Source organism: Jeotgalibacillus campisalis, assembly GCF_000829515.1.
Taxonomy (GTDB): Bacteria; Bacillota; Bacilli; order Bacillales; family Jeotgalibacillaceae; genus Jeotgalibacillus; species Jeotgalibacillus campisalis.
Genome location: NZ_JXRR01000017.1, coordinates 269,115 through 285,980 on the forward strand (window position 1 = coordinate 269,115; position 16,866 = coordinate 285,980).

A 16,866-nucleotide genomic window follows, 5' to 3' on the forward strand; every position below is an offset into this window, starting at 1 on the left:
GCTATGTATAATGAAATTAACGACTATAGCAACGCCCAAGACCGTTTCAGTGCCCTCTGTACGGTCTTTTTTATTTGTCCTCATCTACATCTTCGTCGTAAATATCATTCATGGAATCAATGAATTCCGCGTTACCATCCCCGTCTGAATCTCCCATATATTCACCGTTTAAAAAATATTGATAACCAGTGTATGGCACTTTCTCAACGCAATTGTCGCAATAGACTTCATTATCAATTTCGAAATGATCTGTCTCTGGCGGTATGCGTTCAGAGCAATCGAAACAAACTCTTTTGCTACTCACATCAGGCAATATAATCCCTCCTATTCCTATTCTTGCTTAATCCCCTGCATAAAATCCTGCGCCTGCTGCCTGTCATATCCTGCTTTTTCAAACCAGACATCAAAGTAGTCATACACTTCATCTGGCTTTGCACCTTCTGCCAGTAACCTTCTGACTTTGCGATCAAGGATCGGTTGGTATGATGTTTTCAATTAGTCACCTCCCCGGCTACAATCCCCCTGGCAACCCACTTTGCATCATTCTGCTCATAGGCTTTCCGTAGATTGATCTTGGTGTCATCTGATACGACTGCTTTCAGGATCTTCACCCATTTCTCTACATCGATCAGTTCCTGCACCAACCCTTCAACCTCCTGCAACTCCCACGAATCCAGATTGTCTAACGGTCTAGCAAAGTCGATCTTTAGAAGGTTCGAAATCCCTTCATTCAGTTCTCTCAATGCAATCTCTTTTACTGCTGATGGATGAAGCAACGCTTTCGGTCCATTCGGTTTACTTGGACCCATTCCCGTGTATTCCTTAATGACTTGCATGACCAGCCATGGATCAGGCCGTTTCTCGATGACCATATTGCAGATGTCCGAAGGAATGTCTGTGCGGTTATTTTCGTAATGAGACCATGATTCTCGTGAAATAGGTAACTCTAATTCCAGCACCAATTGCTCTTGATTAAGGTCTGCCCTGACCCGTCTCAACTCTCTACCAACGCCCATTTTTTCGAATCCTCCTACTACCAGTTATTTTGTGATTCCGATATATACTTTAGTTAAGAAGCAAAAGAGTCTTTTTCTTTCTCTTTTGCGACCCACTCAGGTACAACATGCTCTGCGAAGAAATCTGCCATTTCTCGCAAGGTCTCTTTACTTGGTGGAAAATCATGCACTGTATAAGTTTGATTAGCCATTGCCTCTCTCACCCTTTCTAAATGGCTTTATAGTTGGTTCCTAGAAACTTGTTCACGAAGTAGATTTGACCTCGACCAGTAACCTTGCTCGTTCTGGTCTGTCTGATCGCTCCGCCATTCCCACTGCGGACACCCTTTTTAATTTCGAACAATCCCATGTTCATTGCTTTTTGAGTAGGGAGGTTGTAACTCTCTCCTACCTTCCTGCTCAGGTATCCTTTTTCTCTTAACCAGGCGAATAATCGTTTCTCTCCGATCTCTACGCCTTTCTGTTTTAACAGGAGCGCTAATTCTCTGATTAAGATGGAATCCCTTGAAATCTCTAATGCTTCAGCTAAGACAACCTTTGGACGATCCTGCTCGATCTTTTGCTCGGCTGCCTCTCTCGCTGAACGTTCCTCTTTCAAGGTGGTTAAGATCTTGATCATGTTGTCAGGATCAGCAAGCATCTTGTCCAGTGTTTCTGGTGTGGCGTATGCGCCATGTTTTCTAATAGTCGGAATCACTTCGTGAGTGATCCACCGTTTAAACTTCTTGGCTTGCGGCCTTGTGCTTGTGATGACTAATGAGTAAAGCCCAGCTTCATTGACTACATTGGTTAACTGCTGACGATTAAGTGAATCGGTGAGGTAAACTTTTCTTACCTCATCTTCATCCAGCCTTGATACAGCTACTTTGTGGTTTGAATGATCAAGAACCTCGCATACATCTTTTGCAACGAACCAATGCTGATCATTTTGATCGATGATTCTGACCTGATGACCATCAAAAATCTTAGTGATTTGATTCACTCTGTTCACGACCTTTCTGAATGTCCTTAGTCGCTAATCCTTGCGTGATCCCGACACCGTAAGCGATCATGCATACCATCGTGCTGATGATGATGTAGCTCATACTCTCACCGCCTCTGCTTTTAGCATGTAAGCCTGGATGATCTCGTCCTGCACATCCTGGACACTGCGATTTGTTGCTTGCGCTATTTCTTGGGCCTGTGACTGGATGATGACCGCTAGGTCAGAGAGTAGTTCACGATACATTTGCTTTGTGGTCATCTGTTTCACCCTTTCTCATGATCTCTGCCAGCGCCGGATACTCTTCAACGTTACTGGCGAGTCGCTCTGCTTCGGCAATGACTTGGTTGATGAATTGGTCTGTCATGCAGTCACCCCTTAGCTTACATTTGATTTTGTTGCAGTTTTAGCAACATTTTGCTTAAAAAAATCCGATACTTTGCAATCTAAAACGGATGCTAACTTCGGCAACTGCTCGGCTTTGAAAAGATACTCGCCTTTCTCGTACTTCATGTATGTTGAAGCGTGTTTAAATCCAAGCTCTACCGCCATTGCTTGAAGTGATAACTTCTTCTTCGCACGCTGACTTGAAATGAAATCTAAGTTAAACTGTGTCATTTTCGACCCTCCTTTTCAGTTGCTGTTCTAACAACTTAACTTTAGTATAAATTGCGATTTTAGCAAAGTCAACACTTTTGTTGCGAATTTAGCAATTATTATTTTCTATATTAGCAAAAGGGGGTATGATTGTGTTGCTAGTACAGAAAAGGTGGGATCTTATGAACGAGCAAATAGGCGATAGAATTAAGCGTCTTCGTCAAAATAAAGGTTGGTCATTAAGAGAATTAGAATCACGAAGCAAAATTAATTACAGTGTGCTTAGTCGAATTGAATCAGGTAAGCGTCCATTGTCCGATTCTGAAATTATATTGTTAGCTAATCTATTTGAAGTGTCACCAAACAATCTCTTGGGGATCGCCAGTGATGTATCTGGTAATGAAGATTTAAGTGAGTACCAAAAAACTGTTCTCAAATGGTTCGAGGAAAAAGAACACTTGTGGTTTAAAAACAAGCCAGAGGATCTGCATGACTTTTTGGAGCGAGCTGAAATTATGTACGAAACCGAACAAAGGATTTTAAAACGCAAAAAGGATTCCGAGGGATCTTGATCTTAGAATTTCAAAGCGAAGCGATTTCCCTAACATCTACATGTCTTTTATCTTTTATCTAAAATCTAAGTTCTAATATCTAAGATCTATATATCTATAATACATGTCGCTCGCTAGTCGCTCTCTAGTCGGTGTCTAGTCGCTTGCTAGTCGGTCGCTAGTCGTTTTACATATTTTACAAGCTGTTTAGGTCAGTCATATCAAGGGTTTGAGGAAAGCGAGGCTAGTCGCTCGCTAGTCGGTGTCTAGTCGGTGTCTAGTCGGTGTCTAGTCGCTCGCTAGTCGGTTTTTTCTATTCAATAGAACAAAGAGGTGCTTTTTTGGATCAGAATATGTCCAGCCGATTGATTCATCCTCGGGTAAAGTATTTGCAGAAATAGTAAAAAAGTGAATCTTTTCTAGTATGAATATAGTAGAATGGATACCGTATTGCTTATATGGAATAAATAGGGGGTAATAGGTTGAAAAGGTTTATTATTGCAGGTTTTGTTGGTTTATTAACGTTAAGCGGATGTTCGTCTGATGATACTTCTAATACAAGTAGTTCAACTACTGCTGAGGAAGCTGAAGAACTGACGGTAGATAGTGTGCTAGAAGATTTTACTGATGCAGGATTGGAAGCAGAAGAAGTTAGAGATATGACAAAAGATGACTTCGGTATGGGACCTATGAAATCAGAAGAAGCAAAACGATTTCTTATACCTTCCTTAGGTGCTGATGCCGGCGGTCGAATTTTTTCATATGAAAACCAAGAAGACTTAGAAGAAATGAAAGATTATTATGAAACTCTAGGAGAAGAAAGTGCGATGCTTTTCTCTTGGACTGCTGCAAATGAAAACATTCTTATTCAAATTAATGGAGAACTACCAGAAGAAACTTTCACCTATTACGAAAAGGTTTTAGCTGGAGAAGAAGTTGAAGTGACTGAACAAGCTTCGGCAAGTACTACATCTTTGAGAGAAGCAGGCGAAGGTGAAACCTATACTGATGAGCTATTCGGTAAATACCAAGTTACTAAAGTTATAACTCCAGAGGCATCAGACTATCAAACAGGAACAATTAATTTCTCTTTGGATTCTGTTAAAATTGCAGATTTTACGCCTCAAGATCCGTCAATGTTTGAAGGACAGGAGAGTTTTTCAGTCGCTGTAATGTTTTTAACTTCTGAAAATACATCTGAAGAAACGGTTAGCTTCCATCCTTTTTCTTCTGTGTTAACTACCGATACAAAAAAACAAATAGAAGCTGAAATGTTTTTAAATGCAGGTGAATCAGAACATATTGGTCAAGTAATTCAGGAACATCAAGTTGCTTATAACTTGGGTGATGAGGGAATTGAAGATGTAACTGAGTTAACCTTCACAATTGACGGTCCGTCACAGGATTCAATGACGAACGGTGAAGATGTAACAATAACCGTACCTGTTGAGTAACATTGCCCCTTTAGAGGGGTTTTCTTTCAACCTTAGACCGAACATACATTCCCGTTAGGAGGGATCAAATGCGCTATGTACAAACCGGACTGGAGGATAAAATACAGGAAATCTATGAATCTCTCGGTATTTATCGGACTAGTCAAATAGACATTGAAAACATAGCATCCCGTATGGGTTTTGCGTTGGATTACATACTGACAGGATCGTACTCAACCGAGCTGCCTGATGGCACAATCCTGATCTGCTTGGACATCCGTTTAAATGAGCGCCAGTTATGGGCCGCCTTTTGCCATGAGCTCGGGCATGTTTTGGAGCATGCTGGGAATCAATTTCAATTACATAAGCTCTTTTGCGAGCTGCAGGAAAACAGATCCAATTTATTCGAGTGCAAATTCGCTGTACCCATCCATTTAGCTCGCCCCTACATCGATCCCCTCCCTACCCGCCAGGAGCGAATAAGTGAGATTATGAAGCGTTTTCCGGTAGAATACGACCTTGCGGAAAAGAGGCTGCAGATCTACGAAAGTAATTATGTAACGATTTAAGGAGGGATATACATGACAGTCGGAATCTACATTCGTGTAAGTACAGAGGAACAGGCAAAGGAAGGATACTCGATCTCAGCTCAACGTGAGAAACTGAAAGCGTTTTGTTTGTCTCAAGATTGGACAGACTTTCGTTTCTATCCAGATGAAGGAGTCTCGGCAAAGGATTTAAAGCGTTCAGAAATGCAGCTAATGATGAAACACATTCAGGAAAAGAAAATTGATACAGTGCTCGTGTATCGGCTGGACAGGCTGACTCGATCTGTACGGGATCTGCATGTACTATTAGACTTTTTCGAGCAACATGGATGTACCTTTAAATCAGCGACCGAGGTGTTTGATACGACAACGGCAATGGGCCGCTTATTTGTCACGATTGTCGGCGCCCTATCCAGCTGGGAACGTGAGAACCTGGGTGAACGTGTACAATTCGGGCAGATTGAAAAGGCTCGTCAAGGAGAGTTTGCCGCCCCTGCCCCTCTTGGCTATGACAAGATTAACAGCAAGCTACACATTAACGAAAAAGAGGCAGAGATTGTACGTGATATGGTTCAGCGAGCAATTGACGGACAGAGCGCTCGGCAGATATCGAATAATTTTAACGAGAGAGGCGTTCCGACCATCAGGGGATATAGATGGCATATCGCAACCATTCTATCCATTCTCCGTAATCCTGCGCTGTATGGAGCGACCAGGTGGAAGGATGAAGTGATTGAAAATACGCATGAGGGGATTATCTCAAAAGAAGAGTTTTTAAAGCTTCGTAAGATCATACAAAGCCGCCAGAATTTTAAGGTTCGGGATGTTAAAAGCATCTTTATTTTTCAGATGAAAATCGAGTGTCCGACCTGTAAAGCAAAGTTGACCTGTGAGCGCTCTAAATATGAGCGTAAGAAGGATAAAGTGCTGGTTGAGACCAATGGGTACCGGTGCCAAAATTGCACGTTAAATCAGCGCCCGGCAATCAGAGCAAGCGAATTAAAATTACTTAAAGCACTTGATACTTATATGGCAAATTTAGAAATAGCCCCCTCCCCTAAAAAAGCAAAAAGTCCAGCTGATGCTGCAGAAAAAATTCGAGCTGAGATTGTGGCCATCGATCGGCAGCGAACGAAATATCAAAAAGCCTGGTCAATGGACCTGATGACAGATGATGAATTTTCAGCGCGGATCCGGGAGACTAAAAACGAACGAGATGCTCTGGAGAAGAAGCTGAAAAAAACAGAAGGAAAAGAGCCAGAGGTTGATTATGCAAAAATGCATCGAGTGCTAAATAACTTTAATAAGAATTGGTCATTGATGAAGCCTGACACTAGGCGCAAATTTATGCAACGTTTCATTGAAAAAATCGAAATAAAAAAGGAAGATGGACGGGTCGAGATTACGCGCGTTCACTTCTATTGAGCGTTTACTTTGTATTTATGTCTACTTAGGGCAGACAAAATGCTCCTGATGCAAAAATCGCATATCGTTCATAAGAAAATTTGCCCCATCTTCTGGTGAGCGGATCACATAACGGTCTTCAAACGTAAGATTTGAAATGCGTCGGCCAATTTCAATGGCGGCCATCACCTGGACTGCTTTTACCTGTCCAATTCCGCTGATCGTCATGATCTCTTCAAGAGAAGCTTCTTTTAATAGACGTAATCCTTCGAACTGATGTAACAGACGGTTTGAAAGATTTAACACAGATTCTTTTTTTGTGCCTGTTCTAAGTAAAATGGCGATGAGTTCCTGATTGGATAAACTTTGGGGGCCTTGTGTGATGAGGCGTTCTCTGGGGCGGTCTTCTTCTGCAAAATCCCTGATCATTAATGTAGTCTGAGGCTTGGTGGTCACTGGTTTTCCCTCCTAAAGGCCTGAGAAAAGAAGAAGCATCAGCTAGTTAAAAAAGCGGCCAGCTCACGGTGAAGTCTCGAAACAGGCAGCCCCATTACCGTATAATAATCACCGCTGATCTGCTTTACAAACAAAGCTCCTCCGCTTTGAATGCCATAGCCCCCTGCTTTATCATACGGGTCAGCTGTTTTAGCATAATCGGTGATTTCCTGTTTTGTCAGCGGCCAGAATGTAACTTCCACGTGCTCAGCAAACTCCACTTTACGCAAGGGAGAAATAATGCTGACACCCGTCCAGACCGTATGTGTGCTTCCCGACAGCTCTTCAAGCATGCTGATGGCTTCTTTTTCATCTCGCGGTTTTCCTAGTATTTTTTTACTTGCCACAATTGTATCGCAGCCTATAACAATATCGTGCGGAAAGCGGCCTGCTACTTCCATTGCCTTTCCTTTCGCAAGACGCAGCACTGTTTTTTCGGGATCTTCATCTGGTGAAAATGTTTCTTCATAGGAGCTGGGATGAACAATATAGGGAACAGCTAAAAAGGAGAGAAGTTCTTTTCTTCTGGGTGAGGACGAAGCTAAAATAACTGTGGACATGAAATGCACCTCTTAACATGGAATTAAAATAGGGGATACGCTTATTGTAGCATATCCCCCACGGTCTTCCTATTGGTCTATTTCATTTTTTTGCGGAAGCTCCCAAAGCATTTCGACTGCCTGCAGGGAGGCTCTTTCCTGATCTGCTTCAGACCCTCCCGCTTTTTCAGCAAGTGTGGTGAAGGATGTAAATAATTCTTGCAAAAGCTCGCTTTCAGGAGGAGAGGAAATAAGTTTATCAAGTGCTTCTGTATTTTGATTCTGTGCCAGAATACTCTGGGTGAAGTCTGTGGCGGATTTTAGCCATTCGGCATCTTTCTCGCTGATTTGAAGTTCCGCCCCGCCATTAGAAACCTGCTTAATATACAAGGGAACCTCTTCTGATTGATGTTTTTCTGCAATCGCTACGGCAGATGACTCCTCTGAAGCCGCTCCAACCCACAAAGCAATAAAATCTTCATTAGAGGTTTGGATAACAGGCATTTTCTCTATAATTGAACGAAAATTTGTTTCAGCGGAAGCTGCTTCCTTAAAAACACCTGCTTGTACCACCCACATCGTTAATTCAGGAATTTTGACCATTTCTCCTGCACTGCCCGCTTCAGCAGCTACAGGATTTGTCTGCTCGGTCAGCGCAGCTTGATCCACTCTTTCGAGGTCAATAACCGTAAAGGCAATGGTTGCAAACAGAGTTGAAACCAAGGCTGCAAAAATAATAGGCCGTCCTTTTTTAATGACTTGATTAATGGAAGAAAGTCCTTTGCCCACCTTTTTCTTTGTTAATTTAGGCAGATAAATCACGGCATTCTGATTCGGCTGTTTTTCAATAGGAATCTCGTCCTTCTTTTGATTGTGCTGGCTCGGCTCCAAATGCAATCCTCCTCATATCCTGTTTGATCCTCAGCCTACCATGAACAAAACAAAAAAGAACAAGACTCTTGTCGTCCTGTTCTCAAAAAATAGTGACACGATTCGATTAAGAAAATAAAAGCTGCAGATAAAGACTGATCAGATCCTCACCCCAAAAATAAGTAATGACGGAAGCTGCTGCAATAGAAGGACCAAACGGAACAGGTTCCTTGCGATTTTTTCTTTTCCATACAATGCCTGCAACCCCCGCCATAGTGCCAATCAGTGTAGCAAGAAAAAAAGATAAAAGAGTCAGCTTCACACCAAGCACAAGCCCGATGACCGCATATAGTTTTATATCCCCGCCGCCCATGCCGCCTTTTGACACGATGGCAATGAAAAGCAGCAGACTGAACCCGGCGACGGATCCTGCATAAGCATCCCACCAAGGCGTGAGAGGCTCAAATACTCTCAGCACTAAAAGAGCTCCTCCAAAAAAAAGCAGGATTTTGTCAGGAATAATCATGTAAGCAAGATCTGAAACAGTAATGATGACGAGCAAGGAAATAAATAGAAGCGCCACGGCGAATTCGAGCGAAAATTGATATTTCCAATACGCATAAGCAAATAATACGCCTGTCAGCATTTCCATAGCAGGATATAAAAAAGAAATCTGAGAGCTGCATTTTCTGCATGAACCTTTTAGAAATAAAAACGACAGGACCGGAATGAGTTCAAACCACTTTAATTGATGACTGCACCCGGGACAGCTTGAACCGGGAAAAACGATGGACTGTTTTACCGGCATCCTCAGCCCGACTACATTATAGAAAGAACCTAAAATCGTTCCGTAAAGAAAGAAAATACTTGTATACATAAGAGTCATGACTATTCAGCACTCCTAACCAGAGAGGGTTTAAAATGATTCCACCTCGGCAATTTTTTCACGGGAGAGTAGAGAAAAAGGCAGCCCTTCGTTACCAGATTCTCCGCAAATTTCATGAGTGTAGCCTTTTAAACAGATCGACAGCGGCTCCTTATTCTGATAACGTATGTACGATGAATTGTGATCCTCAAATAGTTCACCTGTATAAGGATCCTTCACCTTTTCGATCAGACCTTCATGAATTAACTCAGTATAGGTGACAAGATCTGTATGATCCTTGCCTATTTGACGGTGATAGGCATATTGGCGTGCCGCTTCTTCAAGAGAATGAGCCGTAGCAAGAAAAGCGTCATGCCGTGAAATCATAATCGTGGTCTGCACCATCGCTGCTCCAATGCTGAAAAGAATCCCTGCAATAACGATAACCGCAAGCACCTCAATAAGTGTAAAGCCATTTTTCCTTATCATATAGACTCGTCTTCTTCCTCCTGTTCTCCAGGGAACGTTGATAGAGGTGTTTTCTTATTAGCAGGCGCGGGAGAATCAATAGAAGGAAGGTCCTCGATCAATTCATCAAGCCCTGGGTGATAATAGGCTGCGATGGTAATTGAAAATGACAGGTCAACAGCTGAATCGTTGAGTGAAATGACTTCTCCAGTGTCTGTAAAACCAATCTGCTCCACTTCCATGATACGCGGGAGTTCTTCAACTACCGTTAAAAAGCGCTGTAGTTCAAAGTATGTCGGAGACTGTACTGTTAGACTCACCGAAACTTTATGCAGTCCTTCCGTAATAAGTGCCATCTCTTCCGAACTCTCAGCAGAAACAGCCGTCGCTTCTTCTTCTGGTTCATCAAGTGGATTCTCCATTTGAGGATCTGCTGCCGGCTGCAAAGCGGCTGCTGATAGTTCGGTTTCTGTTATAGCAATCGATTCAATGAAGCTGTTCGATAGAAGTTCTGCTTTCTCAAGATCAAGAAGCAGCTGCTCTGTTAGAGGTTTCACAGGAATCTGTTTTTGAAGAGACGCGCTGTCGGTCAACACCTCTTCACCAGGATTCTCAAGCTGATTTTCAAGTAAAGCGGACACGAGAGCCTGTTCATTTTCAACCAGGCCTTGCTGGTCCTCGAGTTGGCTGTTGAGCGGATGAAGCCAGTTAAAATAAAGGATAAGCGGAATGAAAATTGCTGCAGCTCCAAGCAGTAGAGTGATTAAAAACGGACGGCTAAACCGATTATTCATCTGCCTCTTCCTCCATCCCTGCGTTGTCTGTAAGTGCAATGGTGTATTGAGCTAAATACCTGGGAAGAACAGCTCCCTCATCTTCGCTTGGTTCCTCTGCTTCGATCGTTTGCATCTCTTCTGTTGTAATGCTTGAAATTGTTGCGTCTTCTACCCAATCTGACTGCTGCAATTGAGAAAGATAATAGGCTGCTTCTCTGCTTGAATCAAATTGAACCGTCAGCACGATAATTCCTGATTCATTGTATTGAAAAGACTGAAAAAAACCTCTTTCAGGCAGTCTGGCAGTAAAATGATCAAGAATTGGAACTGTTTCGATCGGATAAGTCTTCATAAATTCAATGGCGATTTCAAGCTGTTCAACAGACCCGGCACCTGCATCAGCGACCTGCTGCTGCTCTAGTATTTCTCTTTCCTGCTGCACCTGGCTGTAGGCTGCTTCTGCACGGTTCAGTTCCTGCGACTTTGTATAATTCAGCACCGAAATAAAAATAGTTGAAAGAACTAAAAAAGCAGCAAGCGGAACGACAACCCAAAGCTGGAGCCGCTGACGGCGCTGTTTTTTCGGCAGGAGGTTGATCGAAATCCGCGTCATGCCTCCACCTCTTTCAGCCCGAGTCCTAAGGCGATTTCAAATTGATCCGGAACAATCTCAAGGTCATCCTCTGAATACACCGGCTGAAAAGGATATTGAAATTCAACATTCAATTCCCGCCTTAACCCTTCAGCAAAAGCATCAAGATCCGCCCAATCTCCGCTTAAGTAAAGCAGACTGATTTCACCGCTGCCCTGCTGAATGGAATAGCGGTAAAAGCTCAGGATTTTAGTAATTTCACTGTATAACTCACCGTATGATTCTTCTTCCCCATCCTTATCAAAGGCTATCGGGCGCATAAAATAAGGAAAACCTTTGTGAAAAATGGAAATGGTCAGCTGATTTTTGTCAAAGCGCAAAATCAGCAGATGGTCTTCTTCCCTAATCTCGCTGTACCGCTCGTAATATCTATAGAGAGCCAAAGGAGAAATATCTGCTGTAACCGGTTCAAGACCGGCAGCTTCGAGAAGGTCCCGGTAGCTCTTTACCACGTCTTCAGGTGAAGCGAAAATCAATAAATCTTTTCCGCTTTCAGACGGCAGCTTGACAAAATCAAAAACAGGTTCTTCAAACGGCAGCTGAATGCGATTGCCAAGCTCCATGTATAAATAACCCTGAATTTCCTGTTCAGACAAATTTTCTTTTAATTCAATTTGCCGGATAATGACAAATGGATCCGGCACAATAAATTGCACTTTTTTATGCTTGATTTTCCACTCAGCCACGCACTGCTCCACGATGGATTCCAGCAAGGGCAAATCAATGATTCTCCCTTTTTCAATCACACCTTCAGGAAGAGGGGTATGAAACGTGTGTTTAGACTCAAGCGGAGCGATCGACTTAAATTCGATCATACGAATCGCACTTTCAGTAAACACCATATGGACAAGCTGGTTCGATCGCTTAAAGAATGATTTGAGCATGAGATGTGACTCCTTTTTTGGGAAATCTGGCATAGTGACTGCAATTTATAGAGAATTTGAGAATAGTAGAAATGAGGCCGGGACTAATGTCACAGCCTCTTTGAAACCGGTTCACTGCGCTGCAGGCGGACGCTTTCCGCAGGGACGGTGCTGAGACTCCTTGGGCCTTGCCCTGCGGAGTCTCAGCCTTCCGTCACATCCTGCTGGAGTCGCCGCCTTCCGCTCCGTTCACCTTATTTAAAAATTAAAAGAACTAAACTATAAGAATTAGACCTTACGTTAGATTATTAATTATCAATCAAATATTGCTCTTCTTAATTCATCCTCTTCAGCTGGATCCGCTGCACTCCCAATTTGTCGTTCACTACCATTTAGAAAAACACTGTAAGTTAGTTGGGAAGTGTCAGCTCCACGGGTTACTACAACTAAACTGCCTGCATAATCAACATCTTCACCATCGTTACCATCCGGATCTTCTAATTCCTCAATAAAGCCATCAGCTATTAGGTCCGCCATAGTAATTTGGCTATCATCACCAGTGGTTGTTCCAGGAACTAAGCTATTATCCCCAGCAATCGCAATCTTCGCCGAACTAATCATCTGCTGAGCATTGGCCACATGGGCATCTTTACGTGTGTTGTCGATAATTCCTCCGATGGCTGGAATGGCGATTGCAGCAATGATTCCAAGGATAACGACGACAGCTAAAAGTTCGATCAGTGTAAGACCCTTTTCGTTTTTGAGCATTTTCTTCATTTGTTTAAACATTTTATAGCCTCCATTTCAATTATTATATCTTTTATACTACTTTATACTACCATATATAAACAATGAAAAAATACCTATTTTACAAAATTTTAAAAATTTTGCACATCGTTGAATATCTCAAACATTGGCACCATTATGGATGTGACGATTGTTCCTACCATTCCTGCCAGGACAACAATCATTAGTGGTTCGATTAGTGACTTTAGCTGCTCTGTCGCATTATCAACTTCCTTTTCATAGAAATCTGCCACTTTTCCAAGCATTGAGTCTAAAGCGCCAGTTTGTTCTCCTATTAGAATCATTTGAGAAATAAGAGGAGGAAAGGCCCAGTGGTTTTTCATGGGTTCGGTAAGAGAATTCCCTTTTTCGAGTGACTCTCTTGATTGCTTCACAACTCTTGCCATCACTTCGTTTTCCACGATAGATTCTGCGATGGTCAAAGCCTGCAGAATGGGAACGGAGCTTGAGAACAATGAGCTCATGGTGCGGGTTAATCTGGCAAGCACGGCTTTTTGAATTAATTTTCCGAATAACGGGATTTTCAGGACTGCATAATCAAAATGGTACTTGGTGGAAGGGTGTTTTTTAACTACAGATATCACTGCCGCAAGTCCAATCATCGCTGCCACAATTAAATACCACCACTTCACCATAAAGCCGCTTGCGTTTAAAACAAATTGAGTAATCAGCGGCAGCTCTCCGCCAAAGTCAGCAAACATGGTCACAAATGTAGGGACGACGGAAGTTAATAGAAAAATGACAACGCCAATTGCTACAACGCCTACAACGAGCGGATAAGACAGGGCTGACTGTATTTTTTTCCTTGTGTTGTATTGCTTTTCGTAATGATCGCCAAGGCGCTCTAACGTTTCATCAAGATTACCTGTTGCCTCCCCGGCGCGGATCATGTTAATAAAGAAAGGCTCAAAGATTCGATTAAACTTAACGCTTGAATCTGAAAGCGTATTACCTTCACGCAGTTCAAGTTCAATTGCTGAAAGTGCTTTTTTCAGCGCCTTGCTTTCTGTTTGCTTTGAAAGGATAGCTGTTGCGTCCACTACAGTCACACCTGCTTTTAGCAGCGTGGAAAATTGACGCACAAAAATAACGAGATGCTGGAGCTTTACAGGATTGCCGATTGCAAGATCTTTATTAAGCAGCGTTTCTTGCTGCTCCTGGATATCGAGCACACGGATGCCGTCAACTGCAAGCTGTTGAATCGCTTCTTTTCGTGTAACGGCTGTGATGATTCCTTTTTTATGCCCATATTTCGTTCTGCCATCGTATTTAAAACGAGCCATTTATTCCGCTCCTTACATATAAGGTTTTGCCGTTTCCAACGTGATTTTTTCTTTTTGATATAACTCGTTAACGCTAGACTGGATCAGCTGCATCCCCTGTGCCATGGAGGTTTGGATAACTGACGGCAGCTGGTGGATTTTTTCTGTGCGGATTAAATTGGAAACAGCAGAATTGTTCAGCATAATCTCAACAGCAGCGACTCTTCCCTTTTTTTGAGCAAGCGGAAGCAGGCGCTGGGAAATCACTGCTTTCAAAACCGATGCAAGCTGAATGCGGACCTGCGGCTGCTGGTCAGCAGGAAAAACATCAATAATTCTTTCTACAGTGGATGCGGCACTCGACGTATGAAGGGTTGCCAGAACAAGATGCCCGGTTTCAGCAGCCGTGATGGCGGTGTGAATCGTTTCTAAATCTCTCATTTCTCCTACTAAAATAATGTCAGGATCCTGGCGCAGCGAGCTTCGTAGACCGTTTGAAAAAGATTTGGTATCATAGCCGACCTCACGCTGATCAATTAAGCATCCGCCGTGGCTGTGCAGGTATTCAATCGGGTCTTCTAGAGTAATGATATGTTTTTTCATTGTGTCATTCATGAATTGAATCATGGACGCAAGTGTGGTTGATTTTCCGCTTCCAGTAGGTCCCGTCACTAATATAAGCCCTTGAGACAGCTGACAGACGTCTTGAATCACGACAGGCAGCTGAAGACTTTGAAGTGTCGGAATGGATGTGGGAATAACCCGGATCGCCATTGAAATGCAGTTTCGCTGGTGATATGCATTGATCCGAAAACGGGACACACCAGGCAGCCCGTAAGAAAAGTCCAGCTCTCCGTTTTGTTCAAACAGCTCCCATTTGCCTTTTGGGAAAATAGCCTTTGCCATATTTTCTGTATGATCACCTGTGAGCTTTTCTTTTCCCAATCTTTTCAACGTTCCATCGATGCGCAGGACAGGTGCTGATCCTACGGTCAAATGCAGGTCAGAGGCATGCAGTTCAAATGCAGATTTTAAAAGATAATGGATTTGCTCGATCATTTTCTATCTCCTATTCCATTGCGACGCGCAGAATTTCTTCTGTCGTGGTAATGCCCTGTTTCACTTTTAAAAGGCCGTCATCAAGCAAAAAGATTGTTTTGTTTTTAATGGCGATTTCACGAAGTTTAGAGAAAGCATCATTATTTAAGATGACTCTTCTCATTTCTTCATCGATCTCAAGCACTTCATGAATGGCAATTCTTCCTTTGTAGCCCGTCATATTGCAGGAAGCACATCCGCTCCCTCGAGTTACGGTTTCAAGAGACAGGCCTCTTTTGGCAAAAATCTCTTTTTCCCGTGGTGAAGGTTTCTCTTTTTCAGCACAGTCCCTGCAAACTTTCCGAACAAGACGCTGAGCTACTACGCCGCTCAGTGAAGATGCGATAAGAAAGGGCTCTACGTCCATATCAAACAGTCTAGTGATCGTACTTAATGAGTCATTCGTATGAATGGTCGATAGAACAAGATGCCCCGTTAAGGAAGCACGTATCGCAACTTCTGCTGTTTCCTGGTCACGTATTTCTCCTACCATGATAATATTAGGATCCTGACGCAAAATAGCACGCAGTCCTGCTGCAAATGTCAGACCAACATTCGCATTAACCTGTATCTGATTTATACCTTCCATCTGATACTCGACCGGATCTTCAACTGTGATGATGTTGACGTCTTCGCTGTTTAATTTATTTAACGCTGCATATAAAGTAGAGGATTTTCCTGAACCGGTGGGTCCTGTAATCAGAACAATGCCTGTTGGTTTTTCAATCATCGAAGAGAAGCGCTTAAGATTTAACTGGTTAAATCCAAGTGTGTGCAAATCATTTAACGAGCTGCTGAGATCTAAAATACGCAGCACAAGTTTTTCTCCATAGACAGTAGGGAGAGTGGACACCCGCAAATCAATCGGTTTGTAATCCACATTGATTTTGATCCGTCCATCCTGCGGAACGCGCTGCTCTGTAATATCCATATTGGCAAGTATTTTAATGCGGGCGGTCAGCATGCCTTGAATATGCTTAGGAAGAATTCGTTCTGTCCTGAGGACACCGTCAACTCTGATCCGAAAAAGAACCTTTGTTTCCTGGGGATCAATATGAATATCACTCGCTTTTTGAGAGGTTGCTGTTGAAAGAAGCTGGTTAACAAGGCGGATAATCGGTGATTCCATATCGGTTAGATCCTGATTGGAAATTTCCTGCTTGTCATCAAGCTTTAGTTCTTCGAAGCCTTCCTCTGTTTCGTAATACTTATTTACAGCGCGGATAATATCGTCCTTCGTCGAAATAACCGGTTTGATATTGAAGCCGGTAGACAAACGAAGATCTTCAATAATGAAATAATCCATCGGATCTGCCATGGCAACGTAAAGTTTGTCCCCCTCTTTTTTTAGAGGAATGATTAAATTGCGCTGCGCTTGTTCTTTTTGGATCAGCGTAAACAGATTCGTATCAATCGGGTAACGGTACAAGCTGACCTGCTCAATACCTAGCTGGATCTCAAGCACTTCAATAAGCTGCTGTTCTGTTATAAACCCTCTTTCAAGCAGGGCATCACCGAGCTTCATATGCTGCTGTTTTTCTTCGAGTGTGACGGCAAGCTGTTCCGCTGTTAAGACCCCTGCTTCAATCAGCATATCTCCGAGCCGTTTGCGTTGTTGTGTGGACATCAAGACACCCCAA

23 protein-coding genes and 1 pseudogene are annotated in these 16,866 nt (G+C 42.8%); 4 read left to right on the plus strand and 20 right to left on the minus strand.

What is annotated here, in order from left to right; genetic code table 11:
* Window positions 1–70: 70 nt before the first annotated feature.
* The 8 genes from KR50_RS13735 to KR50_RS13750 all read right to left on the minus strand — a co-directional run bounded on the left by KR50_RS13735 (window position 71) and on the right by KR50_RS13750 (window position 2,616).
* A complete protein-coding gene (locus KR50_RS13735) occupies window positions 71–313 on the minus strand; it encodes a hypothetical protein (protein ID WP_041059803.1) in 243 nt (80 codons plus the stop codon).
* A 17-nt stretch (window positions 314–330) separates the two neighbouring features.
* Entirely contained in the window at window positions 331–495 is a 165-nt protein-coding gene (locus tag KR50_RS18550) for a hypothetical protein (protein ID WP_156969531.1), read from the minus strand.
* Entirely contained in the window at window positions 492–1,016 is a 525-nt protein-coding gene (locus KR50_RS13740) for a helix-turn-helix domain-containing protein (protein ID WP_041059808.1), read from the minus strand. The genes KR50_RS18550 and KR50_RS13740 overlap by 4 nt, the downstream gene beginning before the upstream one ends.
* Window positions 1,017–1,069: 53 nt before the next feature.
* Window positions 1,070–1,207 carry a hypothetical protein gene (locus KR50_RS18555; protein ID WP_156969532.1) on the minus strand — a complete coding sequence of 46 codons (138 nt, stop codon included), beginning with the start codon at window positions 1,205–1,207 and terminating at the stop codon, window positions 1,070–1,072.
* Between the two features lie 17 nt (window positions 1,208–1,224).
* Complete coding sequence (locus KR50_RS13745; protein WP_041059811.1) at window positions 1,225–1,998, minus strand: phage antirepressor; 774 nt, start codon at window positions 1,996–1,998, stop codon at window positions 1,225–1,227.
* 99 nt (window positions 1,999–2,097) lie between these two features.
* Window positions 2,098–2,259, minus strand: a complete 162-nt coding sequence (locus KR50_RS18560) for a hypothetical protein (RefSeq protein ID WP_156969533.1) — start codon at window positions 2,257–2,259, stop codon at window positions 2,098–2,100.
* On the minus strand, window positions 2,234–2,365 hold the full coding sequence (locus KR50_RS18825) for a hypothetical protein (protein WP_269746083.1): 132 nt from the start codon (window positions 2,363–2,365) through the stop codon (window positions 2,234–2,236). Before KR50_RS18825 ends, KR50_RS18560 begins: the two co-directional genes overlap by 26 nt.
* Window positions 2,366–2,376: 11 nt before the next feature.
* On the minus strand, window positions 2,377–2,616 hold the full coding sequence (locus tag KR50_RS13750) for a helix-turn-helix domain-containing protein (RefSeq protein WP_041059813.1): 240 nt from the start codon (window positions 2,614–2,616) through the stop codon (window positions 2,377–2,379).
* A gap of 161 nt (window positions 2,617–2,777) precedes the next feature.
* Here KR50_RS13750 and KR50_RS18025 point away from each other — a divergent pair, with 161 nt between their 5' ends.
* The 4 genes from KR50_RS18025 (at window position 2,778) to KR50_RS13770 (ending at window position 6,552) form a co-directional block, all read left to right on the plus strand.
* Window positions 2,778–3,167 carry a helix-turn-helix domain-containing protein gene (locus tag KR50_RS18025; protein WP_198134255.1) on the plus strand — a complete coding sequence of 130 codons (390 nt, stop codon included), beginning with the start codon at window positions 2,778–2,780 and terminating at the stop codon, window positions 3,165–3,167.
* A gap of 461 nt (window positions 3,168–3,628) precedes the next feature.
* A complete protein-coding gene (locus KR50_RS18030) occupies window positions 3,629–4,600 on the plus strand; it encodes a hypothetical protein (protein ID WP_052477121.1) in 972 nt (323 codons plus the stop codon).
* A gap of 68 nt (window positions 4,601–4,668) precedes the next feature.
* Complete coding sequence (locus KR50_RS13765; RefSeq protein ID WP_052477122.1) at window positions 4,669–5,148, plus strand: ImmA/IrrE family metallo-endopeptidase; 480 nt, start codon at window positions 4,669–4,671, stop codon at window positions 5,146–5,148.
* A 12-nt stretch (window positions 5,149–5,160) separates the two neighbouring features.
* Window positions 5,161–6,552, plus strand: a complete 1,392-nt coding sequence (locus KR50_RS13770; protein ID WP_041059816.1) for a recombinase family protein — start codon at window positions 5,161–5,163, stop codon at window positions 6,550–6,552.
* 30 nt (window positions 6,553–6,582) lie between these two features.
* Here KR50_RS13770 and KR50_RS13775 read toward each other — a convergent pair.
* The 12 genes and pseudogenes from KR50_RS13775 to KR50_RS13830 form a co-directional block, all read right to left on the minus strand.
* A pseudogene (locus tag KR50_RS13775) lies at window positions 6,583–6,960 on the minus strand (UPF0758 domain-containing protein); the annotation flags it as partial.
* A 65-nt stretch (window positions 6,961–7,025) separates the two neighbouring features.
* Window positions 7,026–7,586: a Maf family protein gene (locus KR50_RS13780; RefSeq protein ID WP_041059818.1), complete on the minus strand. Its 561-nt coding sequence runs from the start codon at window positions 7,584–7,586 to the stop codon at window positions 7,026–7,028.
* A gap of 69 nt (window positions 7,587–7,655) precedes the next feature.
* Window positions 7,656–8,456, minus strand: a complete 801-nt coding sequence (locus KR50_RS13785; protein WP_041059819.1) for a hypothetical protein — start codon at window positions 8,454–8,456, stop codon at window positions 7,656–7,658.
* 106 nt (window positions 8,457–8,562) lie between these two features.
* Complete coding sequence (locus tag KR50_RS13790) at window positions 8,563–9,321, minus strand: prepilin peptidase (RefSeq protein ID WP_041059820.1); 759 nt, start codon at window positions 9,319–9,321, stop codon at window positions 8,563–8,565.
* Window positions 9,322–9,351: 30 nt separating this feature from the next.
* Window positions 9,352–9,789: a type II secretion system protein gene (locus tag KR50_RS13795; protein ID WP_041059823.1), complete on the minus strand. Its 438-nt coding sequence runs from the start codon at window positions 9,787–9,789 to the stop codon at window positions 9,352–9,354.
* Window positions 9,786–10,562 (minus strand): hypothetical protein, encoded by a 777-nt coding sequence (locus tag KR50_RS13800; protein ID WP_041059826.1) that lies wholly within the window; start codon window positions 10,560–10,562, stop codon window positions 9,786–9,788. Before KR50_RS13800 ends, KR50_RS13795 begins: the two co-directional genes overlap by 4 nt.
* Window positions 10,555–11,157: a PilN domain-containing protein gene (locus KR50_RS13805; protein WP_041059828.1), complete on the minus strand. Its 603-nt coding sequence runs from the start codon at window positions 11,155–11,157 to the stop codon at window positions 10,555–10,557. Before KR50_RS13805 ends, KR50_RS13800 begins: the two co-directional genes overlap by 8 nt.
* On the minus strand, window positions 11,154–12,080 hold the full coding sequence (pilM, locus tag KR50_RS13810; protein WP_041059830.1) for a type IV pilus biogenesis protein PilM: 927 nt from the start codon (window positions 12,078–12,080) through the stop codon (window positions 11,154–11,156). The genes KR50_RS13805 and pilM overlap by 4 nt, the downstream gene beginning before the upstream one ends.
* 294 nt (window positions 12,081–12,374) lie before the next feature.
* On the minus strand, window positions 12,375–12,848 hold the full coding sequence (locus tag KR50_RS13815) for a prepilin-type N-terminal cleavage/methylation domain-containing protein (RefSeq protein ID WP_052477123.1): 474 nt from the start codon (window positions 12,846–12,848) through the stop codon (window positions 12,375–12,377).
* 89 nt (window positions 12,849–12,937) lie between these two features.
* Window positions 12,938–14,149, minus strand: a complete 1,212-nt coding sequence (locus KR50_RS13820) for a type II secretion system F family protein (protein WP_041059833.1) — start codon at window positions 14,147–14,149, stop codon at window positions 12,938–12,940.
* A gap of 12 nt (window positions 14,150–14,161) precedes the next feature.
* Window positions 14,162–15,187, minus strand: coding sequence for a type IV pilus twitching motility protein PilT (locus KR50_RS13825; RefSeq protein WP_041059836.1), 1,026 nt, complete (start codon window positions 15,185–15,187; stop codon window positions 14,162–14,164).
* Between the two features lie 10 nt (window positions 15,188–15,197).
* Window positions 15,198–16,853: a GspE/PulE family protein gene (locus KR50_RS13830; protein WP_041059838.1), complete on the minus strand. Its 1,656-nt coding sequence runs from the start codon at window positions 16,851–16,853 to the stop codon at window positions 15,198–15,200.
* Window positions 16,854–16,866 lie beyond the last annotated feature (13 nt).